Origin of the sequence: Streptomyces griseus, from assembly GCF_900460065.1 — a bacterium.
GTDB classification, from domain to species: domain Bacteria; phylum Actinomycetota; class Actinomycetes; order Streptomycetales; family Streptomycetaceae; genus Streptomyces; species Streptomyces griseus.
On the sequence record NZ_UAVD01000047.1, the window covers coordinates 54,985 to 80,732 of the forward strand.

Consider the following 25,748-nt stretch of genomic DNA (forward strand, 5'->3'; position numbering starts at 1 on the left):
GCGCCCCAGATGCCCACGCTCTCCCCCGGCCTGCGGCCCCCCGCCGACGGCCCCGGACCGGCCGAGCCCCGGACCTGCTCACGCCCCGGGCACCGGACCGGCGGCCCGGCCGAGCCCCGGGCGGGGCGGCTCCGCCGGGCGGCGGCCCGCCTGACGCCCGACGACCGGGCCGTGCTGTGGCTCTACCTCCTGACCCGGATATCCCTGTGGATCACGGCCCACTTCGCCCGCTGGCTGTTCCCGGCCCGCCCCGGCGCACGGGAGGCGGCGCCCGTACTCGCGCCGTTCCAGCGGTGGGACGCGAACCACTACCTCCACATAGCGCGGGACGGCTACTTCCCCGCGGGCACGGGTCCGTGGACGAGCGGCTGGGACAACCGGGAGGCGTTCTTCCCGGGCTACCCCTTCCTGCTCCGGGCCGTCCACACGGTGGTGCCGGACTGGACGGCGGCCGGGCTGCTGATCTCGTTCCTCGCGGGGGCGGTGGCCGTTCTGGCCCTGGCCCGTATCGCGCGGGCGTATCTGCCGGAGGACACGGCGGGCCGCCGTACCGCCGTCTTCTTCCTGCTCTCGCCCTGCGCGGTGTTCCTGGCCGCCGGCTACACGGAGGCGTTGTTCCTGGCGTTCGCCCTGCCCGCCTGGCTCGCCGCCCTGCGGCACCGCTGGGCGTGGGCCGGCGTGCTGACGGCGCTGGCGACGACGGTGCGCGTCAGCGGCCTGTTCCTCGCCGCCGCCATCGCCCTGTTCTTCGTGCTGAGCGCCCGGGAGAAGCGGGACCGGCGGGCCGCCGGCTGGACGCTGCTCCCGGCGCTGCCCCCGGCCGCGTACAGCTGGTACCTGCACGCCTGCACCGGCGACTGGATGGCCTGGAAGCACGCGCAGGAACGGGGGTGGTACCGGACGTTCCACACCCCGTGGGAGGCGTGGGCGAACACCTGGAAGGGGGCGTTCGGCCACACGCAGACGACCGGGTACGCCCTCATGTTCCAGGCGGAACTCGTGGCGATGCTGGTGGGGCTCGCCCTGGTGGCCGTACTGCTGCACCGCCGTCGCAGGCCCGAGGCGCTGTACGTGGCCCTCAGCCTCTGGGCCCTGGGCACCTCGTACTGGTACACGTCGATCCCGCGCGCGACGCTGCTCTGGTGGCCCCTGTGGATCGGGCTGGCCGCGCTGAGCCTGCGGCGGCCGTGGTTCAGGGCGGCGTATCTGAGCGTGGCCGCGCCGGTGACGACGCTCGTCGCGCTGACGTTCCTGACGGGGCGGTGGGCGGGATGAGCACGCCCCGCGGCGCGCCGGCGACGAACTTCGGCGGGACAGCCCTCAGGCGGCGGGCCGGGGCTCCCTGAGGATCTCCGTCAGCGTGGCGATGCTCTGCGTCCCGTAACCGGCCTCCACCGCCCGGTCCAGCAGCTCGTGGAACGGCTCGTGCCACCCCACGTCGAGGCCCGCCTCCCTCCCGAGCTCCGCGTCGTGCGCGGCCCCGGCCACGAAGACGTTCACCGACGACAGCGGCTCGCTGTAGTCGCCGCTGTCGATCTCCCGGGCCAGCACGGGCAGCACCGAAGCGATCATCTCCAGCCACCGCTCGCTGAACCGCACCATCGAGGCCGCCTCCAGGCCACGTGCCCGCAACGCCGCCGCGCCCTGGAAGAAGCCGACGAGCGCGGGTAACAACGTGCCGCCCACCGCTATTTCGTAGAGGGCGGCGAGGTCCGGGTCGGCGCCGAGATACACGGTGTCCCCGCCCAGCACCCGCAGGACCGGCTCGTGCGTGCCGAAGACCTCGGCGTCGCCGCTGTAGTAGAGGAGCGTCTCCTCGGCGCCCACCGCCGGCGGCACGTTCTTGACCGCACCGCCGAGGAAGCGCGCGCCGTGCCCGCGCACCCACTGTGCCGCACGGCGGGCACCCTCGGGGGACCCGCTGTCGAGGGTCACGAGGTCCCGGCCCCTCAGTGCGCCGGCCGCCGGCCCCAGGGCCTCGACGGTGTCCTCGAACGTCGTCGGACAGGTGACCACCAGCGGACTCGCCGCGACGGCCTCCGCCACCGCCGCCGGATGGGCGGCGCCCCCGGCGACGAGCGGCACCGCCCGCGCAGCGGTTCTGTTCCACACCGTGGTCGGGTGCCCCGCCGCCATGAAGGCCGCCGCCAGGGCGCTCCCCATCGCGCCCAGACCGATGACGGTCACCGGGGTCAGGACCTGGTCCGGGAGTGGCTTCTGCTGTGGCCGCGTGGACATCTTCCGCTCCTCTCGCCACCGCACTCACGCCGCTCGGCGAGTGGGGCGAGGAGCACCTGGAACACCTCGAAAGCCTGCCGTGACCGCAGTGACCTGTCGTGACGTCACCGGCACCGCCGCGGAAGCACTCAAACATCGGGGATGTCCGCCTTCGCCGCGATGAGCATTCTGCGGGGGATGACCACGAGACGCTCGTCCGTGCCGACGGAGACCCCGTCCGGCAGGCGTGTCCCCAGGGAGTCGGTGAGGTCGCGTCCGATCACGGCGATGTCGCCGTTCTCCAGCTCCCAGATGTCCGGGCACTCCGGTCCGGTGCTGGTGGCGCGCAGCTCCAGGGCCGACTTGCCGAGGCGCCTGCTGAAGCCGGTGTCAGGATCGGCCTCCCAGGGTCTGCCCATGCCGCCGCCCTCCCCTCCCGAGTGGGTCAACCTACCAGTGGCCGACCGGTCAACCCCGGTGTCAAGTAGGCTATTTAGCCTGATCGGGTGAGGCGTGTGGGGCAGGCGTTCCGTCGGGGGACAGGTGTTCACCCCGTTCCGTGGAGCCGGTTCGACTCCGGTCCCGCGTTCGACGTCGGGCGTCCGGTCAGCGGCGTCGGCTGCGACCCCGCACGGTCCCCCCCCCGGGCGGGGGTCAGATGACGCGCGGGATCGTCTCGCCGCGCTCCGTGGACCAGTTGGTGACGATCGGCTTGTCGACGGTGGGCGCGTCGGGCAGCTCGACCTGGGCCGGGTTCGGGTCCTCCTCCGTGGTGGCGATGATGACGTGCTCGAACTGCTTGCCGCCCTCGCCCTGCGTGGTCTTGACGTTGACGCCGGCGTACGCGACGGAGGAGCCGGAGAGCTTGATCGGGTCCTCGCCGCCCTGGCCGACGGGCGAGGCGACACCGTCGGCTCCGGAGCCGAAGGAGACGCTGGGGGTGTTGACGTCCAGGTAGCAGGTGATGCCGGACTTGGCCTTGGCGGTGATCAGGTAGTGGCTGATCGGCTGGGCTTCCCACGTCACGGTGAAGTCGAGGTCGTTGGTGCCGCAGGACTGTCCGTAGCCGCTCTTGTCTCCGGTGCCGGACGCGCTCTCGCCGCCCGTGCCGCCGTTGGACTTGGAGCCGCTCGCCGCCGTGCCCCCACCGTCGGTGGCGTTCTCCCCGGCGGGCGCCTCGCCCTTCGCGCCGTCGGCGGAGGAGGAGGAGGAGGCGGTGGGCGTGGCCGCGCCGTTCTCCGCGGGGTCCTCGGGCCCGCAGGCGGTGGTGGCGGCGAGCGCTGTCACGGCCGCGGCGGCCAGGAAGAGACGGGTGGAACGGGTGGCGGAACGCGAGCGCATCATGGTCTCCAGCGGGTTGTCGATTGCGGTGCTGCCTGCTGACAACCACGACGTTAGGGCCGGCTCGTTCTCGAAATGATCCTCCGCATGTCCAGGTTCTGTCTCAGCGAATCGGTTCCTTCGAAGGGGGTTGGATGTGCGTCACGTCGTGCTTCACGTGGGCCTGTTCGCCCGCCGGAGGCGAAAGCCACGTACCCCGGTCGCCGTTTCTCCGACGTGGACGGCGTGCGGGCGGCGAGCGGACCTCCCGTCCTGTGAGCGGGATCACGGCCCTCCGGGGCGCGGACCCGGCCCCGGCCCGTGGTTACGATGGTCGGGCTCGGCCCCGTGGCCGAGGTGGTCAGACCCCGGCGTCCGGTGTCTGGTCCGAGGCTTGAAACCTCCGGCGCTCGTCAGACAGAACCCCGGAGGTTTCTTTCGTGTCTGTCCCCCTGCCGTCCCCGCCCACCGCTCCCGATCCCCGACGGTGGTGGGCGCTCGCGGTGATCGCCCTGACGCAACTGGTGGTCGTGCTCGACGCCACCATCGTCAATGTGGCCCTGCCCCAGGCCCAGCTGGAACTGGAGCTGAGCGACACCGAGCGGCAGTGGGTCATCACCGCGTACGTCCTGGCGTTCGGCGCGCTGCTGCTGCTCGGCGGACGCGTCGCCGACTACTGGGGGCGCAAGCGCGGCTACCTGCTCGGGATGCTCGGGTTCGGCGCCGCCTCCGTGTGGGGCGGTCTCGCGCAGAGCGGGACCGAGCTGATCGTGGCGCGCGGTTTCCAGGGCGCCTTCGCCGCGCTGCTGGCCCCTGCGGCGCTCGCGCTGCTGACGGTCACGTTTCCGGCCGGGCGCGAGCGCGGAACGGCGTTCGCGGTCTTCGGCACCGTCGCCGGCACCGGTGCCGCGGTGGGCCTCGCGCTGGGCGGCGTCCTGACCGAGTACGCCGACTGGCGGTGGTGCCTGCTGGTCAACATCGTCTTCGCCGTCGTCGGCCTGATCGGCGCGCTGCTGTTCGTCTCCGAGAGCCGGGTCGAGGGCGACAACCGGTACGACATCCCGGGCGCCCTGGCCGTCACCCTCGGTCTGGCGGCCCTGGTCTACGGGTTCACCCTGGCCGAGTCCGGGTGGACCGAGCCGGACACCGTCGGCTTCCTCGCCGGGGGTCTGGTGCTGCTGGCGGTGTTCGGGTGGGTCGAGACCCGCGTCGCCCAGCCGTTGCTGCCGCTGCGGATCGTGCGTGACCGCGCTCGCGCGGGGGCGTTCCTCATCCAGGCCGCCATCGGCGCCGTCTACATCGGGATGACCCTCTACCTGATGTTCCACCTGCAGATCGTGCTCGGGCTCTCCCCGCTGCTCGCCGGACTCGCGAGTCTGGCGATGACCTTCGCGACGATGATCACCGCCCCCGTGGCCGCCAGACTGCTGCCCGCCCGGGGACCCCGGGTCCTGATGACCGCTGGGCCGTTGATCGCCGCGGCCGGGATGGTGTGGCTGACGTTCGTCACCCCCGACGGGAGCTACTGGACGGAGGTCTTCGGCCCTCTCGTGGTCGTGGGCGTCGGCATCGCCTTCGTGATCATCCCGGTGCAGAACGTCGCCCTCGTCGGCGTCGCCCGGCACGACGCCGGCGCTGCCTCGGCGCTGGTCAACTCCGCCATGCAGATCGGCGGATGTGTGGGCCTCTCGGTGTTCACCACGATCTACCTCGGCGCCGTCGAACGGTCGGGTGCGGCCGGCTCCGGCCGGGGGGCCGCCCTCACCGAGGGCTACTCCGCGGTGTTCCTCGCCACCGCCGTCACCCTGGTGGTCGCCGCGATCGTCGCCGCGACCATGCTCCGGGGCCCCCGCCCCGCGGTCACTCCGGACCGTGTCGCCGAGGTGCCGGCCCACGTCGGCTGATCGCCGTCGAGGACACCGTCACGTCACCGTCACCTCTCCGCTGCCGCCACTGCCGTGGCCGGAGCATTCCGAGGGCGGGGGCCCTGCTTCCTCGGGCCCCCGCCTTCTCGGGTCCCGTCGACCTGCTGACCTGCCGACCTGCCGACCCGCCGGGCCCGTCGGCCTGTCGGCGGCTCAGTCCGACGCGGGCAGGTCGGTCCCGTTGCGCCGTCGCGACTTCCTGGACCCGCTCCCCCAGGCGTCGGCAGCCACGACCAGGCACACGGCCACCAGGACCACGTTCTTGACGACGTACTGCCCCTCCATGGTCGGTGCGGGGGAGTGGGGCTGCCACATCGCGTCGGGGAGCAGGACGAGGGTCGAGAACACGCCGCCCATGTGGAGGAAGAACGCGACGAGAGTGGGGCGCAGCAGGCGGCCGCCCGCGATCAGGCCGATCCCGATGGCCGTCTCCAACGCCGCGAGGGAGAGCAGCAGCACCGTCTCCGGCACGAGGCCCAGGGTCATCTTCGTGGCCGCGTCGACGGCCAGTTGTTCCGCGGGGCTGGCCGAGGGGAACAGCTTCAGGACGCCGAAGCCGAGGAAGACGATTCCTACGGTCATCCTCAACAGGGCGAGGGCGTGCGCGCTGACGTGGTCGGCCAGCCGTTGGAGGGCAGCGCGGGCGCCGGCCGGCGCCGCGCGTTCGTGGGCGAACCCGGCTTTTCGGGACGGGGGTTCGGCTGCGGTGCCGGGCGGCGGAAGGCTCGGCTCTGCGGTGTGGCTCCTCATGTGCGATCTCCCGCTGTGTCCGTGGGGGTGGGAAAGCGTGCATGGGCGGTCCGCGCGGGTACGCGGACGCCTGTCGGGCGTTGGGGCGAGAAGCGTCGGCTCTGTCGCGTCGGCTCAGGTGTTTCGGCGCACGGGGTGGCAGGTCCCTCGCCGGGGCCCGGGGTTCTCCTCGGCTGGTGGATCTGAGGGATCTGAGGGATCTGTGGGATCTGAACGATCTGGAGGATTCGGAGGAGGAAGGTGGGGTCGAACGCGCCTGGCCGAGTACGTGGGCGAGGCAGGGGCGGTGCGTGAACACCACCGCCGACTGCCTCTCACTGCTTGGTCTAGACCATACGGATGGTGATCCGGAGGTCAAGAGGTGTACGGAGCGGCCTCCGCCGGAGGCAACCGGTTCGCGCCAAGTTGCATCAGGGTCACGGGCGTTGAGCGGCAGCGCGCACAGCGGCCGAAGATCGGCCGGGCCGCCGGTCGGGTCCGGTCCGGTCCGGCCCGGCCGGCCGGGCCGTCCCCCGGCTCACCGGCGCGGATCGTCTCCGGCACACCCCTCGGCTGAGCAGCTTGTTCCGCCCGGCGCGGGGCCCCGTCGTGTTCCGGGGGCGCCGGCCGGGCCGTGTTCCCGGGGCCTCTTCGGGCCATGCGGGTGCTCCGCCGCCCGTCGCGCCGGCCACCCGTCGGAGCGGGGAACTCCACCGCTGATTCATCCGGCCGAAAGTAGCCCGGCCGATTCCGGGAGAAAATTCTCATCGCCCGTACTGTGCGGCCGGGCACTTCGGCGGGATGGCTCGGGAGTGGTCCGAGCGGACCCCGGACACGCGTCGGGGCCCGGAGCGCATGCCGCCCCGGGCCCCCGTGCGACCCGCGCCCCGCCCGCCGTGACCGATGGGCGGCGGGTGACCGCGGGCCGTCCGGCCCCGGCCCGCGCCCCCCCCGCTTTCCGGTTCAGCGCTTCAGGCCGCCCCGCGCGATCGCCTCGGCGTACCACCGTGCGCTGTCCTTCGCCGTACGGCGCTGGGACGCGAAGTCCACGTGCACGATGCCGAACCGCTTGCTGTATCCGTACGCCCACTCGAAGTTGTCGAGCAGCGACCACAGGAAGTACCCGCGTACGTCGACGCCGTCCGCGATGGCCCGGTGCACCGCCGCCAGGTGGGCGTCCAGATACGCCACCCGCTCCGGGTCGTGGACCTCGCCCTCCGGATCGGCGTAGTCGTCGTACGCCGCCCCGTTCTCCGTCACCAGCACGGGCACCGAGGGGAGTTCGTCGCGCAGGCGGGTCAGCAACTCGTACAGGCCGTCCGCGTCGACCGGCCAGTCCATCGCGGTGCGCGGACCGGCCGCCGGGGTGAACGCCACGTGCCGCTCCGCACCCGCCCACGGCGACGGGGACTCCGACGTCCCCGCCGAAACCACGCTGGGGGAGTAGTAGTTGATGCCCAGCGAGTCGATCGGCGTCGACGTCACCTCCAGGTCGCCGTCCCGGACGAACGACCAGTCCGTCACGTCCGCCGTGTCCTCGACCAGGTCCTCCGGCAGCCGCCCGTGGAAGACCGGGTCCAGGAAGATCCGGTTCGCCACCGCGTCGATCCGGCGCACCGCGTCCCGGTCCGCGTCGGTGTCGGTCAGCGGGCGCAGCGCGTGGAGGTTCAGGGTGAGGGAGATCTCCGCCGTCCCCGGGAGGCGGTCGCGCAGGACCCGCGCGCCCGCGCCGTGCGCCAGGTTCAGGTGGTGGGCGGCGCGCAGGGCCGCCGGATCGCTGGTCCGGCCGGGGGCGTGGACCCCGTTCCCGTACCCGAGGAACGCCGCGCACCAGGGCTCGTTGAGCGTCGTCCAGGTCGGCACCCGGTCGCCCAGCGCCCCGGCCACCAGGCCCGCGTACTCCGCGAACCGGTGCGCCGTGTCCCGCTCCGGCCAGCCGCCCGCGTCCTCCAGCTCCTGCGGCAGGTCCCAGTGGTAGAGCGTGGCGACCGGTCTGATCCCGGCCGCCAGCAGCTCGTCCACCAGGCGGCGGTAGAAGTCCAGGCCGCGCTCGACCGCCGGGCCCCGGCCCGTCGGCTGGACCCGGGGCCAGGAGACCGAGAACCGGTAGTCGGTGACGCCGAGTTCCTTCATCAGGGCCACGTCGTCGGGCATCCGGTGCAGATGGTCGGCGGCGATGTCACCGGTGTCGCCGTTGCGCACCTTGCCGGGTGTCCGGCTGAAGGTGTCCCAGATGGACGGCGTGCGGCCGTGCTCGGTGGCGCCGCCCTCGATCTGGTAGGCGGCGGTGGCCGTGCCCCACCGGAAGCCGGTCGGGAAGCGGAGCACCGTACCGGTCTCGGGTCGGGGGCCTGGGGCGGTCGCCGGGCGGGCTTCATCGACAGCGGTCATGAGACGGACACTCCAGAGTGAGGGAGGAGGGGACGGGAGGGGCGGGCAGGGAGGGCGCTCGGGTCAGCCCTTCACCGCGCCCTGCATGATGCCGCCGACGATCTGCCGGCCCAGCAGCCCGAAGACGAGCAGCACGGGCAGGGTGCCGAGCAGCGTGCCGGCCATGATCACCGACTGGTCGTTGACGTAACCGCCGCCGAGCTGGCGCAGCGCGACCTGCACGGTCGGCTCCTGCGAGGACAGCGCGATGATCGGCCAGAAGAAGTCGTTCCACGCCGTCATGAACGTCAGCATCCCGAGCACCGCCATCCCCGGCCGCGCGATCGGGATCACGATCGACCAGAAGATGCGCGCGGTGGAGGCGCCGTCGACCCGGGCCGCCTCGATCAGCTCGTCCGGCAGCGACTGCACCAGGTACTGGCGCATGAAGAACACGCCGAAGGCGGAGACCAGGCCCGGCAGGATCACCGCCTGGAGCTGGTTCACCCACTGGAGTTCGGCGATCAGCATGAAGAGGGGGATCACACCGAGCTGCGGCGGGATCATCATCGTCCCGATCGTGAGCGTCAGCAGCGCGCCCCGGCCCCGGAACTTCAGCTTGGCGAAGGCGAATCCGGCCAGCGTGCAGCACAGGACCGTGCCGAGCGTGATCGAGCCCGACACGATCAGCGAGTTGAGCAGGGCCTTTCCGATGTCGGCCTCTTCGAGGACCGCGTCGAAGTTCTTGATGAGGTTCGGGCCCGGCAGCAGGCTCGGCGGCACCTGGGCCAGGTCCGCGTTGGACCGGCTGGCCGCGACGATCGTCCAGTAGAACGGGAACGCGGAGACCAGCAGCGCGAAGCCGAGGATCAGGTAGGAGAGCCAGCCGCCCTTCATCGTGCGGCCCGCGCCCCCCTTGCCGATGCGCCTGCCCGGCGGCGGGGTCTGCGGCGGGTCGCCCTTCTCGGGCGCGGTCGGCGGTGCGGCGAGCGCGGTCATCGGCCGGCCTCCTTGCGTGCGCGGCGGCGCACGAGCAGGGCGTTGACCCCGACGAGCACCACGATGAGGACGAACATCACCCAGGCGATGGCCGCGGCCCGGCCCAGGTGGAAGAAGCCCCAGCCCTGCTCGTACATGTACAGGCCGAGGGTCTGGTACTGGTGCGAGATGCCGCCGGAGATCGACCCTTCGAACAGCAGCGGCTCGCCGAACAGCTGGGTCGCGCCGATCGTCGAGATGATGACGGTGAAGACGATGGTGGGGCGCAGGCCGGGCAGCGTCACATGGAGGAACTGCCGCCAGCGCGAGGCCCCGTCCATCTCCGCCGCCTCGTACAGCTCGTGCGGGATCGACTGCATGCCCGCCAGGTAGATCAGCGCGTTGTAGCCGGTCCACCGCCAGACCACGATCGACGACACCGCGATCTGCGAGGCGACCGTGCCGGTCTGCCAGTCCACCGGATCGAAGCCGACCAGCCCGATCACGTAGTTGATCAGCCCGAAGTCGCGGCCGAAAAGCTGCGCGAAGACGAGCGTGGCCGCGGCCACGGACGTGGCGTACGGGAGCAGGATCGCCGTCCGGATGAAGGTCCGGCCGCGCAGCTTGTAGTTGAGCAGGTGGGCGAGGCCGAGCGCCATCGCGAGCTGCGGGACCGTGGACAGCACGCCGATCGTGAACGTGTTGCGCAGCGAGATCCAGAAGTACTCGTCGGTGAACAGCGCCGTGTAGTTGGCGAGGCCCCGCCACTCCATCTCGCCGCTCGTCTGGAGCTCGACCCGGTAGAGCGAGACGAACGCCGTGTAGAGGAGCGGGAAGAGGCCGAAGGCCAGGAAGAGGGTGAAGAAGGGGGCGATGTAGGCGTACGGGGAGGCCTTGCGCCAGGTGCGCCGGAGGGCGGCGGCCCGGCCGCCGTCGGGGCCGGGGCCGGGTCCGTTTCCGGACGGGCGGGGCCCGGCCTTCGCGGTGGCGGTGAGGGACACGGTGCGGCCCTTCGGGATCGGGGGGCGATGGGTTACGGGGAGTGGGGCCGGGCCACCGCGGTGCGCGTCGGTGGACCGGCCCCGGGCCGGGGGAGGAGCGGCGGGGTGTTGGTGGCCGGCGTCAGCCGAGCACGTTGTCCACGCCCTTCTTCGCCGTCTGCCATGCCTTGTCCGACGACGTCCCCTTGCGCTCGACCTCGCTCAGCGCGTTCGTGATCTGCTGCATCACGTTCTGGTCGTGCACGCCCAGCACCTGGACCGGGGACTCCTTCGCCGCGTCACCGAAGATCTGGCCGATCGGCGCACCCGAGAAGTAGTCGTCCTTCGCGCCCGCGATCGTCTCGATGGCGCCCGTCGAGGACGGGAAGTTGCCCTGCTTCTGGAAGACCTTCGCCTGCTGCTCGGGGGCGGTCAGCCACTCGATCAGCTGGTACGCCTCCTCCTTGTGCTTGGCCGCGCGCGGGATGGAGAGGTAGGAGCCGCCCCAGTTGCCCGCGCCGCCGGGCAGCTTGGCGATGTCCCACTTGCCCTTGCCCGCGTCACCGGCCTGGCCCTTGACGTAGCCGAGCATCCAGGCGGGGCACGGGATCGTCGCGAAGGAACCGGCGGCGAACGCCTGGTTCCACTGGGGCGTCCACTGGTCGAGCTTGGCGCTCAGGCCCGCCTCGGCCGCCGCCACCGAGGTGTCCCAGGCTTCCTTGACCGCCGGGTTCTTCTCGTAGATCAGCTCGCCGGAGGCGTCGTAGTACCGCTCCTTCTCCTGGCCGATCATGATCCCGTAGAGCGAGCCGACGCTGTCCAGCCAGGCGCTCTTGGCGGGGGCCTTCTCCTTGTACTGCTTGCCCAGCTCCAGGTAGCCGTCCCAGGTGGCCCACTTCTTCGCGAGCTCCTCGCGGTCCGTGGGCAGCCCGGCCTGCTTGAAGAGGTCGGTGCGGTAGCACATCGCCTCGGGGCCGACGTCCGTGCCGAGGCCGAGGATTTTGCCGTCCTCGGTGGTCGCCGCCGACCACTTGGCCTCGGCGAACTCGCCCTTGAGCTTGTCGGCCCCGAACTCCTTCAGGTCCTGGAACTTGTCGGACTGCTGCTGGGTGACCGACGCGATGCGGCCCACCTCGACGCCCTGCACGTCCGCGAGACCGCCGCCGCCCGCCAGGCGGGTCTGGAGCGACTTCCAGTAGTCCGCCTCGTCCTGGGTGTCGCTCTGCTTGATCGTGATGTCCGGGTTGAGCTTCTGGTACTCCTCGTACAGCCCGGCCTCCTTGAAGCCGAAGGACCCGAAGAGGTCGACGTTGAGCGTGACCTTTCCGCCGGCGCTGTCGGAGGAGTCCGACGAGTCGCCGGATCCACAGGCGGCGAGGAGCGCCCCGGCGAGGACGACCGCGCCGAGGCGGACGGTGGCTCTCTTGGCGGCTCGGGCGATGGGCATGGGAAGCCTCCCTTGGCTTCGGGATGAACCGAGCGCCTTGAGAGCGCTCTCAAATCCTGCGTCTGGAGCGTCCCCCACCGCCCCCGCCCCGTCAAGACTCGAACGCATAACAGCTTGGGGTTACGGCCGGAGCCCATTCAACTGCCGTCCGTGCGCGTTCTCTTGACACTCACGTTTCAGGAGTTTTACGTTCCTTGGCACTTGAGAGCGCTCTCGAACGCGCTCTTCCCCCCCATGATCGAGGTGCTGCTCGTGCGAACCTCCCTCTCCAGACGCGTCCCCGGACTCGCTTCCAGACCTGCCGCGGCGACCTTCCTGGCCATCGCCGTGGCCGCCGTGGGCCTGGGCCCCGCCGCATCGCCCGCTGCCGCCGCCACCATCCCCGCCGGCGCCGGCAGCTACAGCGACTCCCGCCCCGCCGGTACCTCGGGCCCGACCACCAACACCGGCGCGCCCGTCACCCCCAAGCTCACCACCGCCGCACGGGACAAGCCGGTCCCGACCAACGACTGGTGGTCCTCGCTCGCCTACCAGCGCTACGGCGACAACCCGTACAGCACGCCCATGTACGGCCACCCGCTCACCTACCAGGCCAAGGCATCCGGCCTGGAGGTCGGCTATCCGACCACGCCCGCGATCGTCGGCGACGGCCGCCAGTACGAGTACGCCCACAAGGCCGACCTCACCGTCGGGCTCTCCGGCCTGAACTCACCGGACACCAAGGCCGACGCCTGGTCCGACTGGACGGTCACGCCCTACTGGGCCGACGGCTCCCGCACCTTCCGGGCCACCATCGGCCACGGCATGCCCTTCGTGTACGCCAAGGGCTCCGGCGGCGACGCCCGCATCACCACCGCCTCCACGCCCACGGTCTTCTCCGACCAGGGCAACGTCCTCGGCATCACCGTCGCCGGGCACCACTACGCCCTCTTCGCCCCGACCGGCAGCGACTGGAACGTCTCGGGCACCGCGATCACCGCGGGTCTCGGCGGGAAGGACTACTTCTCGCTCGCCGTCCTGCCCTCCACCGACGCGCTCGCCACCTACCGCAAGTACGCCTTCAGCTTCGTCACCGGGTCCCAGGTGGCCTGGCAGTCCACCGGCGGCAACGTGCGGGCCACCTACAGCCTGACGACCGAGGCCAAGGAGGGCACCGAGCGCGGCACGCTCCAGGCCCTCTACCGCCACCAGTGGCTGCACACCGCCGACGCGCTGACCCCGTACACGTATGTCTCGCCGCGCGGCACGATGAAGGTGCGCGAGTCCGCCACCTTCACCACCAGCCAGAAGAACAACGGCGTCGTGCCCGCGCTGCCCGCCTCCAGCGGGGTCGACAGGGCCCGGCTGACCGGCTACCTCAACGAGGTCGCCAACGCCGCCGACCCGTTCTCGGGGGCCTCGGACACCTACTGGACCGGCAAGGCGCTCGGCCGCCTCGCCCAACTGGTGCCCGTCGCCGACCAGATCGGGCAGACGGCCACCCGCGACAAGCTCCTCGGCCTGATGAAGGGCCGCCTCCAGGAGTGGTTCACCGCGGGCGGGGCCAGTGAGTTCAGCTACGACAAGGACTGGAAGACCCTCACCGGCTACCCGGCCTCGTACGGCAGCGACACCGAGCTCAACGACCACCACTTCCACTACAGCTACTACGTCTACGCGGCGGCGATCATCGCCCAGTACGACCAGGCCTGGGCCGCCGACCCGGCCTGGGGCACGATGATCAAGCACCTGATCCGCGACACCGCCAACCCGAGCCGCACCGACTCCGCCTACCCGTTCCTGCGCGGCTTCGACGTGTACGCCGGCCACAGCTGGGCCTCCGGCCACCAGGGCTTCGCGGCGGGCAACAACCAGGAGTCCTCCTCCGAGTCCATCAACCTCAGCGCGGGACTCGTCCTGTGGGGCGCGGCCACCGGCGACACCAGCCTCCGCGACCTCGGCAGCTTCCTGCTGACCACCGAGTCCGAGGCGATCACCCAGTACTGGTTCGACGCCTCGCAGCAGGTCTTCCCCGCCTCCTTCGGCCACGACACGGTCGGCATGGTCTGGGGCAGCGGCGGCGCGTACTCCACCTGGTGGACCGCCAACCCGGAGGAGATCCACGGCATCAACGTCCTCCCGGTGACCGGCGGGTCCCTCCACCTGGCCCGCGAGAAGGCGGCCATCAAGCGGAACATCGCCGAGATGGAGCGCGAGAACGGCGGGCCCGCGCAGGAGTGGCGCGACCTCCTCTGGGAGTTCGAGTCGCTGTCGGACCCGGCTGCGGCGAAGGCCAAGTGGGACGGGGTGAACGGGAACTACACGCCCGAGCAGGGCGAGTCCAGGGCGCACACCTACCACTGGATCAACACCCTCGCGGCGGTGGGCGCCCCCGACATGACGGTCAGCGGCGACATCCCGACCTCCGCCGTCTTCTCGAAGGACGGCACCCGCACCTACACCGCGCACAACCACGGCTCCACCGCCCGCACGGTCACCTTCTCCGACGGCAAGACCCTGTCGGTCCCGGCCCGTTCGACGGCGACGAGCACGGGTCCCGGCGGTACCGGCCCCGACCCGGAGGAGCCCGGCCCGTCCACCGGGAACACCTTCCGCCTGAAGTCCGGCGGCGTCCTCACCACCGTCACCACCGACCCGGCGGGCGCGGACACCATCGCCTCGGCCGACGGCGTCAACCGGGACGGCACCCCGTACCGGCCGACCGTCTACGAGGTGAAGAAGGTCAACGGCAAGGTCGCCTCCGGTGCGGCCACCGCCTTCCGCCTCCGGGTGGACGCGGGCACGAAGGTCGGGCTCGCCCCGCAGGTCCGGGTCAGCTACGACCTGACCGGCGACGGCACGTTCGACCGGGCGGAGACCTTCCGCTACTTCGCGACCGACCCGGTGGGCGGTTGGGAGGAGTACACGCAGGGGGCCGGCGCGCAGACGGCCACCGGCAGCCTGGGCGAGCTGCGCAACGGCACGGTCCGGCTGGAGATCTGGAACGCGCTGGGCAACGGCACGTCCCAGGTGCAGACCGGCACGGACGCGGCCGTGCTGAAGATCCCGTACGTGTAGGACACGCGAATCCGTGCGTGCCGACCCGTGCGCGCGGGCCGTGCGGACCCCGTGCGCCCGGGGTGTGCCCACCCCGTGCGTACGGGACGCGTGATCCCGTACGCACGGAGTGGCGGGAAACGCACGTGTAGGACGCGACCGTGCGGGCACGATTCGTGCGGCGGGTCTCCGGCTCCTCAGGGCGGAGGCCCGCCGCACTCGTGCGCGGTCCCGGGCGGGCCCGGCCGCCCTCAGGCGGAGGCCCGTCGCACCAGCGTCGTCGGGGTGATCACCGAGTCGGGCGCCGGGCCGCTGCCCGTACGGTCCCGGTCCAGGCCGCGCAGCAGCAGGCGGGCCATCAGCCGGCCCTGCCCCTCGATGTCCTGGTTGACCGTGGTCAGCGGCGGATCGGTGGTCTCGGCCACCGAGTCCATGTCGTCGAACCCGACGATCGCCACCTGCTCGGGCACGGCCACTCCCCGCTCCCGCAGCACCCGCAACGCCCCCGACGCCATCAGGTCGTTGGCGGCGAACACCGCGTCCAGGTCGGGCCGCCGCTCCAGCAGCTCCGCCATCGCCCGGGCCCCGCTCTCCACGGTGAACGCGCCCTCGGCGACGAGCGTCGGGTCCACGTCCAGCAGGACGTCCCGGTAGCCGTCCAGACGGTCCATCGCCGACGTCTGGTCGGGCGGCCCGCCGATGTGCGCGATCCGCTCCCGGCCGAGGTCCTTGAGATACCGCACGGCCGCCCGCGCGCCGCCCCGGTTGTCCGCGTCCACGTACGGGACGGCCTGGTCCCCGGGGTCGGCGGTCCAGCTGGGCCGGCCCCCGTACACCGTGGGAATCCCCGCCCGGCGGGTGATCGCGGGCAGCGGGTCATCGGTGTGCAGCGAGAACGCCAGGGCCCCGTCGACGTGTCCGCCGGACAGATAGCGGGCGATCCGGTCGAAGTCTCCGGGCCCCTCCACCAGCAGCAGGACGAGCTGGGTGTCGTGGGCGGTCAGCTCCTTGCTGATGCCCCGGATCTGCTGGGAGAAGAAGGGGTCGGAGAAGATGCGTATCTCCGGCTCCGCGATGACGACGGCCACCGCACCCGTCCGCCGGGTCACCAGGGTCCTGGCCGCGTGGTTCGGGATGTAGCCCAGCTCGTCGACGGCCTGGAGCACCTTGTCCACGAGCGGCTTGCGGACTCCGTCGCCCCCGTTGACGACCCGCGAGGCGGTGGCCCGCGACACCCCCGCACGTGCCGCGACGGCCTCCAGGGTGGGCCGGGAACCGGGGGGCTGCTCGGGCAAGGCGGTCGCTCCTCGTCGACGGGGGCGGCGCCACGCGGGCTGGTGCGTGGGGGTGCGCGGGGTGCTGTGCGCGTGCTCGGTGTCGCCGCCGGATCGACTACAGCCTAGCGCCGGGCGCCGACAGTCCTGAGAGCGCTTCCAGCGGGGGGTCGCGGGGCGCGGTGGATCTGCCGGCGGAAGGGGTGGGCGGGGGTCCGGGGGCGGCGGGGCGAAAGTAACCGTGGGTAGTGGTGAAGCGGTTGCCCGAACCGCGCCTCTTCCGGCCCAACTGCGCGTTGGACACGCTGGGTATGCATGGCCATCACTCAGAGTGGAAGGTGTGCGGCATGGAAGCGATGGAGCGGCGCAGGGCGGCGGCGGACCGGGTGCGGGTGGCGGAGGACACCGTGGAGCGGTTGAAGGAAGGGCTTGCGGAGTTCGGGGTGAAGCTGCCGTCCCTGCGGATCGATCCGGTCTCGTGTGCGGGTGACGAACCGGCGCCCCTGGTCGACCTGGGCCGCTGCAACATCGACACCGCGTTGCGGCTGTGCGAGGTGCTGGCGGAGAAGGAGCGGTCATGACGGGTGACGTACGCGGGGCGGGTGCGCCCGAGCCGGGCGGGTTCGCGGTGGACGCGCGGGACGGGCGGGTCGGCCGGGTGACGGGCCGGTCCGGGCCGCACGTGCGGCTGCGTCCGCCCGGCGGCGGGCCGGAGTGGGAGTGTCCGGCGGAGGCGGTGCGGCCGGCGTCACCGGGTGTGGTGCTGCGGGCCCGGGTGACGGAGATCAACAGGGAGGGGCAGCTGCCGCGTTGACGACGGGCGGCGAACCCCGCACGAGGCGGCGGGGCCGGCCCCTTCCCGGGGTCGGGCCCGCCGCCGTTCGGGGGGCGTACGCCGGTTCACATGACGCGGTACGCCAGGTAGTACGCGGACAGTTGCTCGTGGTAGGCGGGATCGTCCGCCTGCTGGTGGCGGTCGAACTCCGGGGACTCCTTGACCTGGTCCTTGGTGAGGTCGACGTAGACCTTCCGGTCCTCGGTGTCGATGCGCGTCACGGTGCCCGCGGGCAGCAGGACGTCCTTGCCGAAGATCCAGACTCCGGTGTCGACGAGCAGATACGCCGAACCCACCTCGTCGGAGTGCTTGTCGACCTTTCCGATACCGCCGTCGGTGGCCTCGACGGAATAGCCGGTCAGGTCGGCGCCCACGGTGTGACCGCTCGACGGCTGATATCCCCACAGGGAGTCGCTCATTGTGGCTCCTTTCGTGAAGGTCGCCCAGTTCATCATGGTGACGGATCGGCAATGCGTTGAAAGATGCGTTCGCCGAACGCTGTTATCGCTGACCTTCGTGTGCCCGGGGAGCGGTGGCGTACACCTGGTGCGACCTCCAGGGGGTAGGAAGGAGAAGGGCGCAGCCGAGGAACGGAGCAGAGACGGTGCCGGACGACGTGCAAGGGTGGCTCACCCCCAGGGCGGTCGCGGCCGAGGCCGGGGTCAGCCAGGAGTTCGACCTGTCGCAGTGTGTGCGCGAGCCGATCCATCTGCTCGGCGGTGTCCAGTCGTACGGGGCGCTGATCGCCGCGCGGTGGGACGACGCCGTCGTGGACACCGTCAGCCGGAACGCGGCCGAGGTGCTGGGCCGGGCGGCCGGGGAGCTGCTGGGCCGGCCGGTCACGGAGCTGATCGGTGACGAGCAGTGGGCGCAGGCCCGGGAGAGCGTGGAGGCCGTGACGGACTACGGCGCGGCCGCCCCGCAGGAGGGGCCCGCGTCCTCCGGAGTGCTGCCGCTGACCCTGGACGGCGAGGACGACGAGGGTCAGGGCGGGTCCCGGCTGTTCGACGTGACCGTGCACCGGAACGGGGATCTGCTGGTCCTGGAGTTCGAGCCCCGGGCCGAGGGCGGGCCGTTCGTGTTCCAGAACTTCTACCCCCGGGTGCGGCGCGCCCTGCAGCAGCTCCAGGGCGCGACCGACGTCACCGAGTGCTGTGCGGCCGCCGTCCGGGAGATCCGTACGCTCACCGGCTACGACCGGGTGGTGGCGTACCGCTTCGACGGCCGTGACGGGCCGGGACAGGTGATCGCGGAGGACCGCAGCGAGGGGCGCGAACCCTGGCTGGACCTGTGGTTCCCGGCCAGTGACATCCCGCCGCAGGCCCGCCGTCTCTACGCCCGCAACTGGATCCGGGTCATCGGCGATGTGGACGACCGCACGGTGGGGCTCGTGCCCGAGCGGCGGGCGGACACCGGTCAGCCGCTGGACCTCTCCGCGTCCGTGCTGCGGACGGTCTCCGGCTACCACCTGGAGTATCTGCGCAACATCGGGGTGGCGTCGTCCATGTCCGTATCGCTCCTGCACGAAGGGGAGTTGTGGGGGCTGATCGCCTGCCACGGCGACGAGCCGAGGCGGCTGTCCCCCGAGGCGCGGGGGGCGTGCGAGTTCTTCGGGATCGCGCTGTCCCTGCAACTGGCCGCCGTCGCCGGTCGCGAGGAGGCGGACGAGCTGGCCCGGAACCGGCGGGCGCTCGCCGCCATGCTGGCCCGGCTGACCTCCGGGGCGCCGGACGACTTGATGAGGCCCGGCTCCGGCCTGGCCGAACTGCTCGACGCGGACGGGGCGGTGCTGCTGCGGGGTACGGAGACGCTGACGGCGGGGGCGCCGCTGCCGGACGCGCTGTCCGGTCTGCTGGCCCGGCTCGCGCAGGACGGGTCCGTCGGCGAGGTGTGGAGCAGCGACCGGCTGCCCGAAGTGCTGGGCCTGGAGCCGGAGGAGGCCGAGGCGGAAGGGGTCCCGGCCGGTCTGCTGCTCCTCCCGTTCAACCGGGACGGCGACCTGCTGGCCTGGTGGCGTCGTGAGCAGCCCGCGCCCCGGGAGTGGGCCGCCGACCCGTCCCGGCCGGTGCGTACGGGCCCCGGGGGCGAGCGGCTGACCCCGCGCGGTTCGGCGGCGGTCTACCGGGCGACCGTACGGGGGCGGAGCGCGCCGTGGAGTCCGGCCCAGCGGGTGGTCGCCGGTGAGCTGTGGCGGGAGGTGTCGGGGCTGCTGACCCGCCAGGTCGTGGCGCTGGAGGCGCGGAACACGGAGCTGGCCCGGACGAACGAGGACCTGGACTCCTTCGCGCACGCGGCGGCGCACGACCTCAAGGAGCCGTTGCGGGGGATCTCGAACGCCGCCGCGTTCATCGTCGAGGACGCCGGGACCGTCCTGGACGCGACGTCCCTGCGCCGGCTGACCACGGTGCGGCGGCTCGCGGAGCGCATGGACGGGCTGCTGGACTCGCTGCTGCACTTCTCGCGCCTGGGGCAGGTGGGCCTGGAGCGGGAGGCGTTGTCGGTGGACGAGGTGCTGGACGACGCGCTGGTGGTGGCCGGGGGACGGCTGGCCGAGCAGGGGGTGACGCTGGTGCGCCCGGCCGCCCTGCCCCGGCTGCGGGCGGACCGGGAGCGGCTGCGGGAGGTGCTGGAGAACCTGCTCGTGAACGCGGCCAAGTACGCGGCGGACGAGGGTGCGGGGGAGCGGCGGGTGTGGGTGGAAGCGGTACGGGTCGCCGCGCCCGGCCGGGCTCCCGAGGAGGACGGGGGAGGCGGGGCGGACGGGGGTACGGTGACGGCTCTCGTCGTCCGGGACAACGGCATCGGGATCCCGCCCGGGCAGCAGGCGGACGTCCTTCAGCTGTTCCGTCGGCTGCACCGCCGCGACGAGCGGGGCGGCGGTTCGGGCGTCGGCCTCGCCGTGGTCAAGCGGATCGTGGAACGGCACGGGGGCCGGCTGTGGCTGGAGAGCCCGGCCGCCGCACCGGACGCCGACTGCGGTGGCGGTCCCGGCACGGCCGTCTGGTTCACGCTGGAGGAGCCGCCGGAGGCGCGGCCGTGACCGTACTGTCGGCCGCGCGCGGCAGCCAGAAGTCGACCGCGCCCCGCAGAACGGTCTGGAACAGCTCGAAGTTGACGGGTTTGTAGATGTAGCTGTCCGCGCCCGCCGCGTAGCAGGCGTCCTCCTCGGCGGAGGCCGTGGAGGAGGTGAAGACCACCACGGTCAGTGACGCGCACGCGGTGTGGGCGCGCAGGCTCGACAGCAGCGCCAGGCCGCCGATGCCCGGCATGTTGAGGTCGAGGAGCACCAGGTCCGGGGTGCGCGCGGCCGGGTCCAGGAGCCGGGGGAGCACGTCCTCGCTGCGCGGGGCGAACTCCAGGTCCAGGAGGGGGTGCGAGCGGGACAGGGCGCGCTGGATGGCCTCGGTGTCCTCCTCCGAGTCCTCGACCACGAGGATCAGTCCGCCACCGGTCATCGCAACGCCGCCTGTTCGAGCAGGGTTTCCAGAGGGAGCAGGCCGTCGGAGGGCATGATGCCGTTCCAGCGGGCCACGAGCAGGGCGATGTCGTCCTGCCCGGAGGCGCGGAAGGCCCTGGCCTGCCGGGCCAGGCTCTCCGCGACCTGGGCGGCGTCGCTGCCGCGCAGGTCGGAGAGGCGCCCGGGCAGGACGCTCTCGAAGCACGTGCCGTCCGCCTCCCGGGACTCGGTGAGCCCGTCGGTGAACAGGACGAGGGTGTCGCCCGGGGCGAGGAAGTCCTCGTGGCTCTCGTACGAGACGTCGTCCAGGATGCCGAGGAGCAGCCCGCCCGAGACGACCTCGCCGATGGAGCCGTCCGCGCGGAGCACCAGCGGTCGCGGGTGGCCTGCGCTGCACGTGGTGAGGAGTACGGTGCCGTCGGCCCGGGGGGCCATCGTCACGACGACCGCGGTGAGGAAGCGGGACGCCCCCTCCTGGCGCAGGGCCCGGTTGAGGCGGCTCAGCGCGGTGCCCGGGTCGGTGCCCTCCTCCAGGAGGGTGCGCAGGGTGTGCCGGGCCAGGCCGGTGAGGGCGGCGGCCTCCGCGCCGCGCCCGCAGACGTCGCCGATCAGCAGGGCGATGGAGCCGTCGGGGCGGGGCACGGCGTCGTAGAAGTCGCCGCCGACGTCGAGCATCGGGTCGCCGACCTCGTAACTCGCCGACAGGTCCCAGCCCGCTGCGGCCGGGAGCCGCGAGGGGAGCAGGTGTTCCTGGAGGGAGAGGACGGCGTGCCGGCGCAGCTCGTACAGCAGGGCGTTGTCGATGGCGAGGGCGGCGCGGGTGGCGAGGCTGTCGAGGAAGGCGCTGTCGGGCAGCCGGTTCTCGGGGCGCTGGTAGACGAAGGTGATGCTGCCGACGACGCGGCCGCGGGCGTGCAGGGTGCTGACGCTGACCACCGTGGGGTGCCGGCCGCCCCCGGCGGGACCGGGACCGGCGAACGGGGACCCTTCGAGGGCGGCGCCGCTCAGGAACAGCGCCTGGTCGCCGTCGTCGCGCTGGGCGAGCAGGGCGGCCAGCCACGGGTCGTCGCGGCCCGCCTCCTCCAGCGCGCGCTGCTGCTGTACGGCGACGTGGGTGGCGGCGACGAACTCGGGACCGTCCTTGCGCAGCAGATGGACGAGGCAGCCGTCCGCGACGGCCGGGACGGCGATCCGGGCCACCCGTCTGAGGGTGTCCTCGATGTCGAGCGACGAGTCCATCTGGAGCGACGCCTCGGCGAGCAGGGCGTCGTCGGCGCCCCGGCGGGCCTCGCGGCCGCGCTGGAGTATGCCGGTGTGGCAGGCGACGATGACGTCGACGGCCTGCGCCACACGGCGGGCGACGACCTCCGTGTCGGCCGAGGCGTCCACGGCGACGCTGAGCCCCGCCCAGCCGCGCCGGTCGAGCCGGAAGGTGCACCCCACGACGGACGCCCCCGGCGACTGCCGCAGGAACTCCGCCTCCGGCCACGCCGCGTCGTCGAGCTCGTCCGCCGAGGCCTGCGTGACCACCGGTTCGCCGTCGGGTTCACGCACGGCGGCCCCCGGCATGGGCCGGGCCGTCGCGACGATCACCGGGCCGTCGCCGTCCGCACCCAGGGCCTTCATGTACCGCAGGGTGACGGCCTCGTCCCACCGGGTACCCACGACGAGGTGGACGCCGGGGGTGGCGAGGAGCGGCGCGTAGACGTCGTCCGCCAGCGCGGCGACCTCCTCCGCCCGCGAAGCGGCCTGCCAGAGCCGGTGCAACGCGCCGGACCACGTGTCGTCGTCGACCATGACCCCGCCCTCCGGTGCTGTTCGTGTGCCGCCTGATGTCCGTCGCCTGTCCTGGGCCAGTATGACCGGAGGGCCGGAATGCATTCCTGGGGCGGGGGTGGCGGTACCGGGCGGTAGGGGCGTGCTGCCTGCGCGCGAGCACTCGATCGTGGGACGCTGTCGGGGAACGGCCGGCGGCCGTGAAACCCCGATCTAGCCTGCTCGGCAAGGCCACGGAAGAAGGGACCCGCGATGACCGCAGCGTTTGTCGAGAACGGCCAGGCATCGGATGGGCGCGCGTGGGACTACCTCCTGCAGACATGGCGTGAGCTGGACGTGCCCGAGGGGTGGCGCGCCGAGATCGACGAGGGGCAGATCGTTTTGGTACCGCCGCCGCACGCACACCACAACGGGATCGCTGCCAGGGTTCAGCGCAGGCTCTACGCGACGCTGCCCGAGGATCTGGAGATCTACCAGACCCTCGGCATCCACATCGCGCCGCTCGGCAAGCTGTACGTCCCCGATCTGGTCGTCATGCCCACCGAGCTGATCGCCGCCGCCGATCCCGAGACCAGCGACCCGATGGACGCCTCGGAGGCGCTGCTCGTCGTCGAGATCACCTCGCGCGGCAACGCCCGGGAGGACCGCACGAAGAAGTACCGGGCATATGCCCGGGCGGGCGTCCCGATGTATCTGCTGATCGACCGGTTCGACACCCGGGGGCCGATGGTCACGCTGTTCACCGAGCCGAACGAGGACGGCACCTACAAGCACACGGACGCGGTGCCGTTCGGCAAGCCGCTGACTGTGCCGTCCCCATTCGACGTACAGCTGGCGACGGGGGAGTTCCCGGGCGCTTCGTGAGCCGTCGGGCGCCTACGGCCGGGTGACCACCTTGATGTTGAAGGTGTGGGTGTTCACCCCGCCCGCGATTCCCATGAACAGGAACGCGAAGTGCTCCTGGCCGCGCGCGGTCGCGATGCCGCCGATGTCGAGGTGGGAGGAGGCCGGCCAGCCGAGGTCCGTGAGCAGCCGGCCCGTGGTGGCCTTGGCCTCCGGGTCGTCGCCGGAGAGGAAGACCGTGCCCGGCTCCGTGAGCCGGCCCGGGGCGACCATCGTGGTCGAGTCCATCGTGCAGAGCGTCTTGACGACGGGGGTCAGGGGGAACGCCTCCTGGATCAGTTCGCCCAGGCTGCTGTTGGGGTGGGTGAGGGCTTGGAAGTCGTCGGAGAGGCCGACCCCGACGTCGATCAGCAGGGTGCCGGCCAGCGCCGGGGCCCCGATCGAGCGGAGCAGGTCCACGGAGACGCCGCCGGGCGTCGCGTTGACCAGGACCTCCGCGTGGGCGGCCGTCTCGTCGAGGCCCGCGACGGGCAGGCCGAGGTCGGTCCGCTCCTTCGGATGACGCGATCCGAGGAGGACGTCGTGCCCTGCGGCGCGCCAGCCGGTGGCCAGGGCGCGGGCGACATTTCCGGTGCCGAGGATTCCTATACGCATGAACGAGACGCTAACCAGCGGGGCCCCGGGGCGTATCGGGCTGGAGACCGGGGCGGGACCGTCCCCGAGGCGTAGTCCGCAGGACGCACCCGGTCCGAGGCGTAGTCCGCAGGACGCACCCGGTCCGAGGCGTAGTCCGCGGGACGCACCCGGTCCGAGGCGTAGTCCGCGGGACGCACCCGGTCCGAGGCGTAGTCCGCGCGACGCACCCGGCCCCCCTTCCCCGTACCGCCGGGGCGGGTGGGGGAGGGGGCCGGGTGCGGGGTCAGACCCCGGCCGGGGCCTTGGCCGGGGAGGCGCCGGGGTCGGTGCCGTCGGAGTCGGGACCGGCAGGGCCGTCCGGGCCGGCCGTGGCGGTGGCGGCGGGGGTGTTGCCGTGGGCGGCGACCGTGGACGGGGCCGGCTCCTGGGAGACGTTGAACTCGGCCAGCAGGTCCTTGCCGAAGCCGAAGAAGTACGTCGCGACGAACCCGGCGACATAGCCGATCAGCAGGCCGCCCGCGTAGATCGCGATCGTCGAGCCCAGGCCGTGGTTGCCGTCCAGGAGGGGGAACAGGGCCCAGCCGGACGGGCCGATGGCCGTCGAGCCGACCGTGTCGCCGAGCTGGTGGAACAGGCCGACGAACCCGGCGCCGAACGCGCCGCCGACGCACGCCGTGACGAACGGGCGGCCCAGCGGGAGCGAGACGCCGTAGATCAGGGGCTCGCCCACGCCCAGCAGGCCCGCCGGGAGCGCGGACTTGACGGTGCGGCGGATCGACTCGTTGCGGGGGAGGCGGAAGTAGACGGCCACGGCCGCGCCCACCTGGCCCGCACCGGCCATCGCGAGGATCGGGAGCAGGACCGTGTAGCCCTGCTGCTCGATGAGCGTGGTGTGGATCGGGATCAGCGCCTGGTGCAGGCCCAGCATCACCAGGGGCAGGAACAGGCCGCCGAGCACGAAGCCCGCGCCCGCGCCGCCGTTGGACAGCAGCCAGTCGGCGAACGTGCCGATCGCGGAGGACACCTCGCCCGCCACGTACATCAGACCGAAGATCGTCACCAGGCCGGAGATCAGCACGGTGAGGGTCGGGGTGACCAGGACGTCCAGCGCTTCCGGCACCCATCGGCGGCACCACTTCTCCACGTACACGGCGAGGACCGCCGCACCCAGCGCGCCGAGCACACCGCCCTGGCCGGGGGAGAGCGTCTGGCCGAACGCGTCGATGTTCGCGACGCCCGGGAAGACGATGATCGCCGCCACCGCACCGCCCAGGATCGGCGTGCCGCCGAACTCCTTCGCCGTGTTGTGGCCCACGAACACGGCGATCAGCGCCATGAACCCGGACGCCATCGCCGCCAGCGCGGGCGTCACGCCCGGCAGCCATCCCAGGTTGACCAGCAGGCCGTTGAGGCCCGCGATGATCCCGCAGCCGATGAGCGCCGGGATCAGCGGCACGAAGATGTTGGCGATCCGGCGCAGGAACAGCTTGAACGGGGTGGCGTTCTTCGCCTTCCGCCGCGCCTTGATCGCGGCGCCCTGTGCGGCCAGTTCCTCGGCGGAGGCGGTAGCGGAGGCGGGAGCGGAGTCCGGGGCGGGGGCGGGACCCGCACCGGGCCCGGCGGCCGGTTCGGGCGCGGTCGCGCGGACCTCCTCGACCAGCTGCTCGAACTGCGGGGTGACCCGGGCGACCGTGCCGGGACCCAGCACGATCTGGTACGTGTCGTCCTCGACGACGCCCATCACGGCGGGCAGGGCCTTCAGCGCCTCGTCGTCGACGAGGGACCGGTCGTGCAGACCGAGGCGGAGCCGGGTCATGCAGTGGGCGATGGAGGCGACGTTCGCGGCCCCGCCGACGAGCGGCAGGATCGCGGCGGCGGTGGCGCGGTTCTTGTCTTCTGGGGCCATGGTGCTCGGTGCCTTGCTG

21 protein-coding genes are annotated in these 25,748 nt (G+C 72.4%); 7 read left to right on the forward strand and 14 right to left on the reverse strand.

Annotation, left to right across the window (positions count from 1 at the left end):
• The first annotated feature begins 9 nt into the window (after positions 1-9).
• A complete protein-coding gene (locus DTB53_RS31220) occupies positions 10-1,275 on the forward strand; it encodes a mannosyltransferase family protein (protein ID WP_012379737.1) in 1,266 nt (421 codons plus the stop codon).
• A gap of 45 nt (positions 1,276-1,320) precedes the next feature.
• Here DTB53_RS31220 and DTB53_RS31225 read toward each other — a convergent pair whose 3' ends face one another.
• The 3 genes from DTB53_RS31225 to DTB53_RS31240 all read right to left on the reverse strand — a co-directional run bounded on the left by DTB53_RS31225 (position 1,321) and on the right by DTB53_RS31240 (position 3,558).
• Positions 1,321-2,238: an NAD(P)-dependent oxidoreductase gene (locus tag DTB53_RS31225; protein WP_012379736.1), complete on the reverse strand. Its 918-nt coding sequence runs from the start codon at positions 2,236-2,238 to the stop codon at positions 1,321-1,323.
• 128 nt (positions 2,239-2,366) lie between these two features.
• Positions 2,367-2,636 (reverse strand): hypothetical protein, encoded by a 270-nt coding sequence (locus DTB53_RS31235; RefSeq protein ID WP_042496511.1) that lies wholly within the window; start codon positions 2,634-2,636, stop codon positions 2,367-2,369.
• A gap of 235 nt (positions 2,637-2,871) precedes the next feature.
• Positions 2,872-3,558 carry a DUF4232 domain-containing protein gene (locus tag DTB53_RS31240; protein ID WP_042496509.1) on the reverse strand — a complete coding sequence of 229 codons (687 nt, stop codon included), beginning with the start codon at positions 3,556-3,558 and terminating at the stop codon, positions 2,872-2,874.
• 419 nt (positions 3,559-3,977) lie between these two features.
• Here DTB53_RS31240 and DTB53_RS31245 point away from each other — a divergent pair, with 419 nt between their 5' ends.
• The gene (locus tag DTB53_RS31245) at positions 3,978-5,441 is read left to right on the forward strand and encodes an MFS transporter (RefSeq protein WP_003967336.1); all 1,464 of its coding nucleotides are present in this window, start codon (positions 3,978-3,980) and stop codon (positions 5,439-5,441) included.
• Between the two features lie 174 nt (positions 5,442-5,615).
• Here DTB53_RS31245 and DTB53_RS31250 read toward each other — a convergent pair whose 3' ends face one another.
• The 5 genes from DTB53_RS31250 to DTB53_RS31270 form a co-directional block, all read right to left on the reverse strand.
• Positions 5,616-6,212, reverse strand: a complete 597-nt coding sequence (locus tag DTB53_RS31250; protein ID WP_012379733.1) for a hypothetical protein — start codon at positions 6,210-6,212, stop codon at positions 5,616-5,618.
• A gap of 942 nt (positions 6,213-7,154) precedes the next feature.
• Positions 7,155-8,582, reverse strand: coding sequence for a GH1 family beta-glucosidase (locus tag DTB53_RS31255; RefSeq protein ID WP_012379732.1), 1,428 nt, complete (start codon positions 8,580-8,582; stop codon positions 7,155-7,157).
• A gap of 63 nt (positions 8,583-8,645) precedes the next feature.
• A complete protein-coding gene (locus DTB53_RS31260; protein ID WP_003967333.1) occupies positions 8,646-9,560 on the reverse strand; it encodes a carbohydrate ABC transporter permease in 915 nt (304 codons plus the stop codon).
• Positions 9,557-10,540: a carbohydrate ABC transporter permease gene (locus tag DTB53_RS31265; protein WP_003967332.1), complete on the reverse strand. Its 984-nt coding sequence runs from the start codon at positions 10,538-10,540 to the stop codon at positions 9,557-9,559. The genes DTB53_RS31260 and DTB53_RS31265 overlap by 4 nt, the downstream gene beginning before the upstream one ends.
• Before the next feature lie 121 nt (positions 10,541-10,661).
• Entirely contained in the window at positions 10,662-11,966 is a 1,305-nt protein-coding gene (locus DTB53_RS31270) for an ABC transporter substrate-binding protein (RefSeq protein ID WP_012379731.1), read from the reverse strand.
• Between the two features lie 234 nt (positions 11,967-12,200).
• Between DTB53_RS31270 and DTB53_RS31275 the strand changes: the two genes are divergently transcribed.
• Positions 12,201-15,023 carry a glycosyl hydrolase gene (locus tag DTB53_RS31275; RefSeq protein ID WP_042498446.1) on the forward strand — a complete coding sequence of 941 codons (2,823 nt, stop codon included), beginning with the start codon at positions 12,201-12,203 and terminating at the stop codon, positions 15,021-15,023.
• 230 nt (positions 15,024-15,253) lie between these two features.
• On the opposite strand, the gene DTB53_RS31280 is transcribed toward DTB53_RS31275, so the two are convergent.
• Positions 15,254-16,297 (reverse strand): LacI family DNA-binding transcriptional regulator, encoded by a 1,044-nt coding sequence (locus tag DTB53_RS31280; protein ID WP_003967329.1) that lies wholly within the window; start codon positions 16,295-16,297, stop codon positions 15,254-15,256.
• A gap of 326 nt (positions 16,298-16,623) precedes the next feature.
• Here DTB53_RS31280 and DTB53_RS31285 point away from each other — a divergent pair, with 326 nt between their 5' ends.
• Together DTB53_RS31285 and DTB53_RS31290 are read left to right on the forward strand one after the other, a co-directional pair.
• Positions 16,624-16,857 (forward strand): hypothetical protein, encoded by a 234-nt coding sequence (locus DTB53_RS31285; RefSeq protein ID WP_003967328.1) that lies wholly within the window; start codon positions 16,624-16,626, stop codon positions 16,855-16,857.
• Entirely contained in the window at positions 16,854-17,090 is a 237-nt protein-coding gene (locus tag DTB53_RS31290) for a hypothetical protein (RefSeq protein ID WP_003967327.1), read from the forward strand. Before DTB53_RS31285 ends, DTB53_RS31290 begins: the two co-directional genes overlap by 4 nt.
• A gap of 86 nt (positions 17,091-17,176) precedes the next feature.
• Here DTB53_RS31290 and DTB53_RS31295 read toward each other — a convergent pair whose 3' ends face one another.
• Positions 17,177-17,530, reverse strand: a complete 354-nt coding sequence (locus DTB53_RS31295) for a PRC-barrel domain-containing protein (protein ID WP_003967326.1) — start codon at positions 17,528-17,530, stop codon at positions 17,177-17,179.
• 185 nt (positions 17,531-17,715) lie between these two features.
• Here DTB53_RS31295 and DTB53_RS31300 point away from each other — a divergent pair, with 185 nt between their 5' ends.
• On the forward strand, positions 17,716-20,151 hold the full coding sequence (locus DTB53_RS31300; RefSeq protein WP_042496506.1) for an ATP-binding protein: 2,436 nt from the start codon (positions 17,716-17,718) through the stop codon (positions 20,149-20,151).
• Here the strand turns inward: DTB53_RS31300 and DTB53_RS31305 are convergent.
• Together DTB53_RS31305 and DTB53_RS31310 are read right to left on the reverse strand one after the other, a co-directional pair.
• On the reverse strand, positions 20,117-20,566 hold the full coding sequence (locus DTB53_RS31305) for a response regulator (RefSeq protein ID WP_012379726.1): 450 nt from the start codon (positions 20,564-20,566) through the stop codon (positions 20,117-20,119). The genes DTB53_RS31300 and DTB53_RS31305 overlap by 35 nt on opposite strands.
• Positions 20,563-22,365, reverse strand: a complete 1,803-nt coding sequence (locus DTB53_RS31310) for a PP2C family protein-serine/threonine phosphatase (RefSeq protein ID WP_012379725.1) — start codon at positions 22,363-22,365, stop codon at positions 20,563-20,565. Before DTB53_RS31310 ends, DTB53_RS31305 begins: the two co-directional genes overlap by 4 nt.
• Before the next feature lie 231 nt (positions 22,366-22,596).
• Here DTB53_RS31310 and DTB53_RS31315 point away from each other — a divergent pair, with 231 nt between their 5' ends.
• Positions 22,597-23,208 (forward strand): Uma2 family endonuclease, encoded by a 612-nt coding sequence (locus DTB53_RS31315; protein ID WP_003967322.1) that lies wholly within the window; start codon positions 22,597-22,599, stop codon positions 23,206-23,208.
• A 12-nt stretch (positions 23,209-23,220) separates the two neighbouring features.
• Here the strand turns inward: DTB53_RS31315 and DTB53_RS31320 are convergent, their stop codons facing one another.
• Complete coding sequence (locus tag DTB53_RS31320; protein WP_012379724.1) at positions 23,221-23,841, reverse strand: NADPH-dependent F420 reductase; 621 nt, start codon at positions 23,839-23,841, stop codon at positions 23,221-23,223.
• A 265-nt stretch (positions 23,842-24,106) separates the two neighbouring features.
• Positions 24,107-25,729 carry a PTS transporter subunit EIIC gene (locus DTB53_RS31325; protein ID WP_012379723.1) on the reverse strand — a complete coding sequence of 541 codons (1,623 nt, stop codon included), beginning with the start codon at positions 25,727-25,729 and terminating at the stop codon, positions 24,107-24,109.
• Positions 25,730-25,748 lie beyond the last annotated feature (19 nt).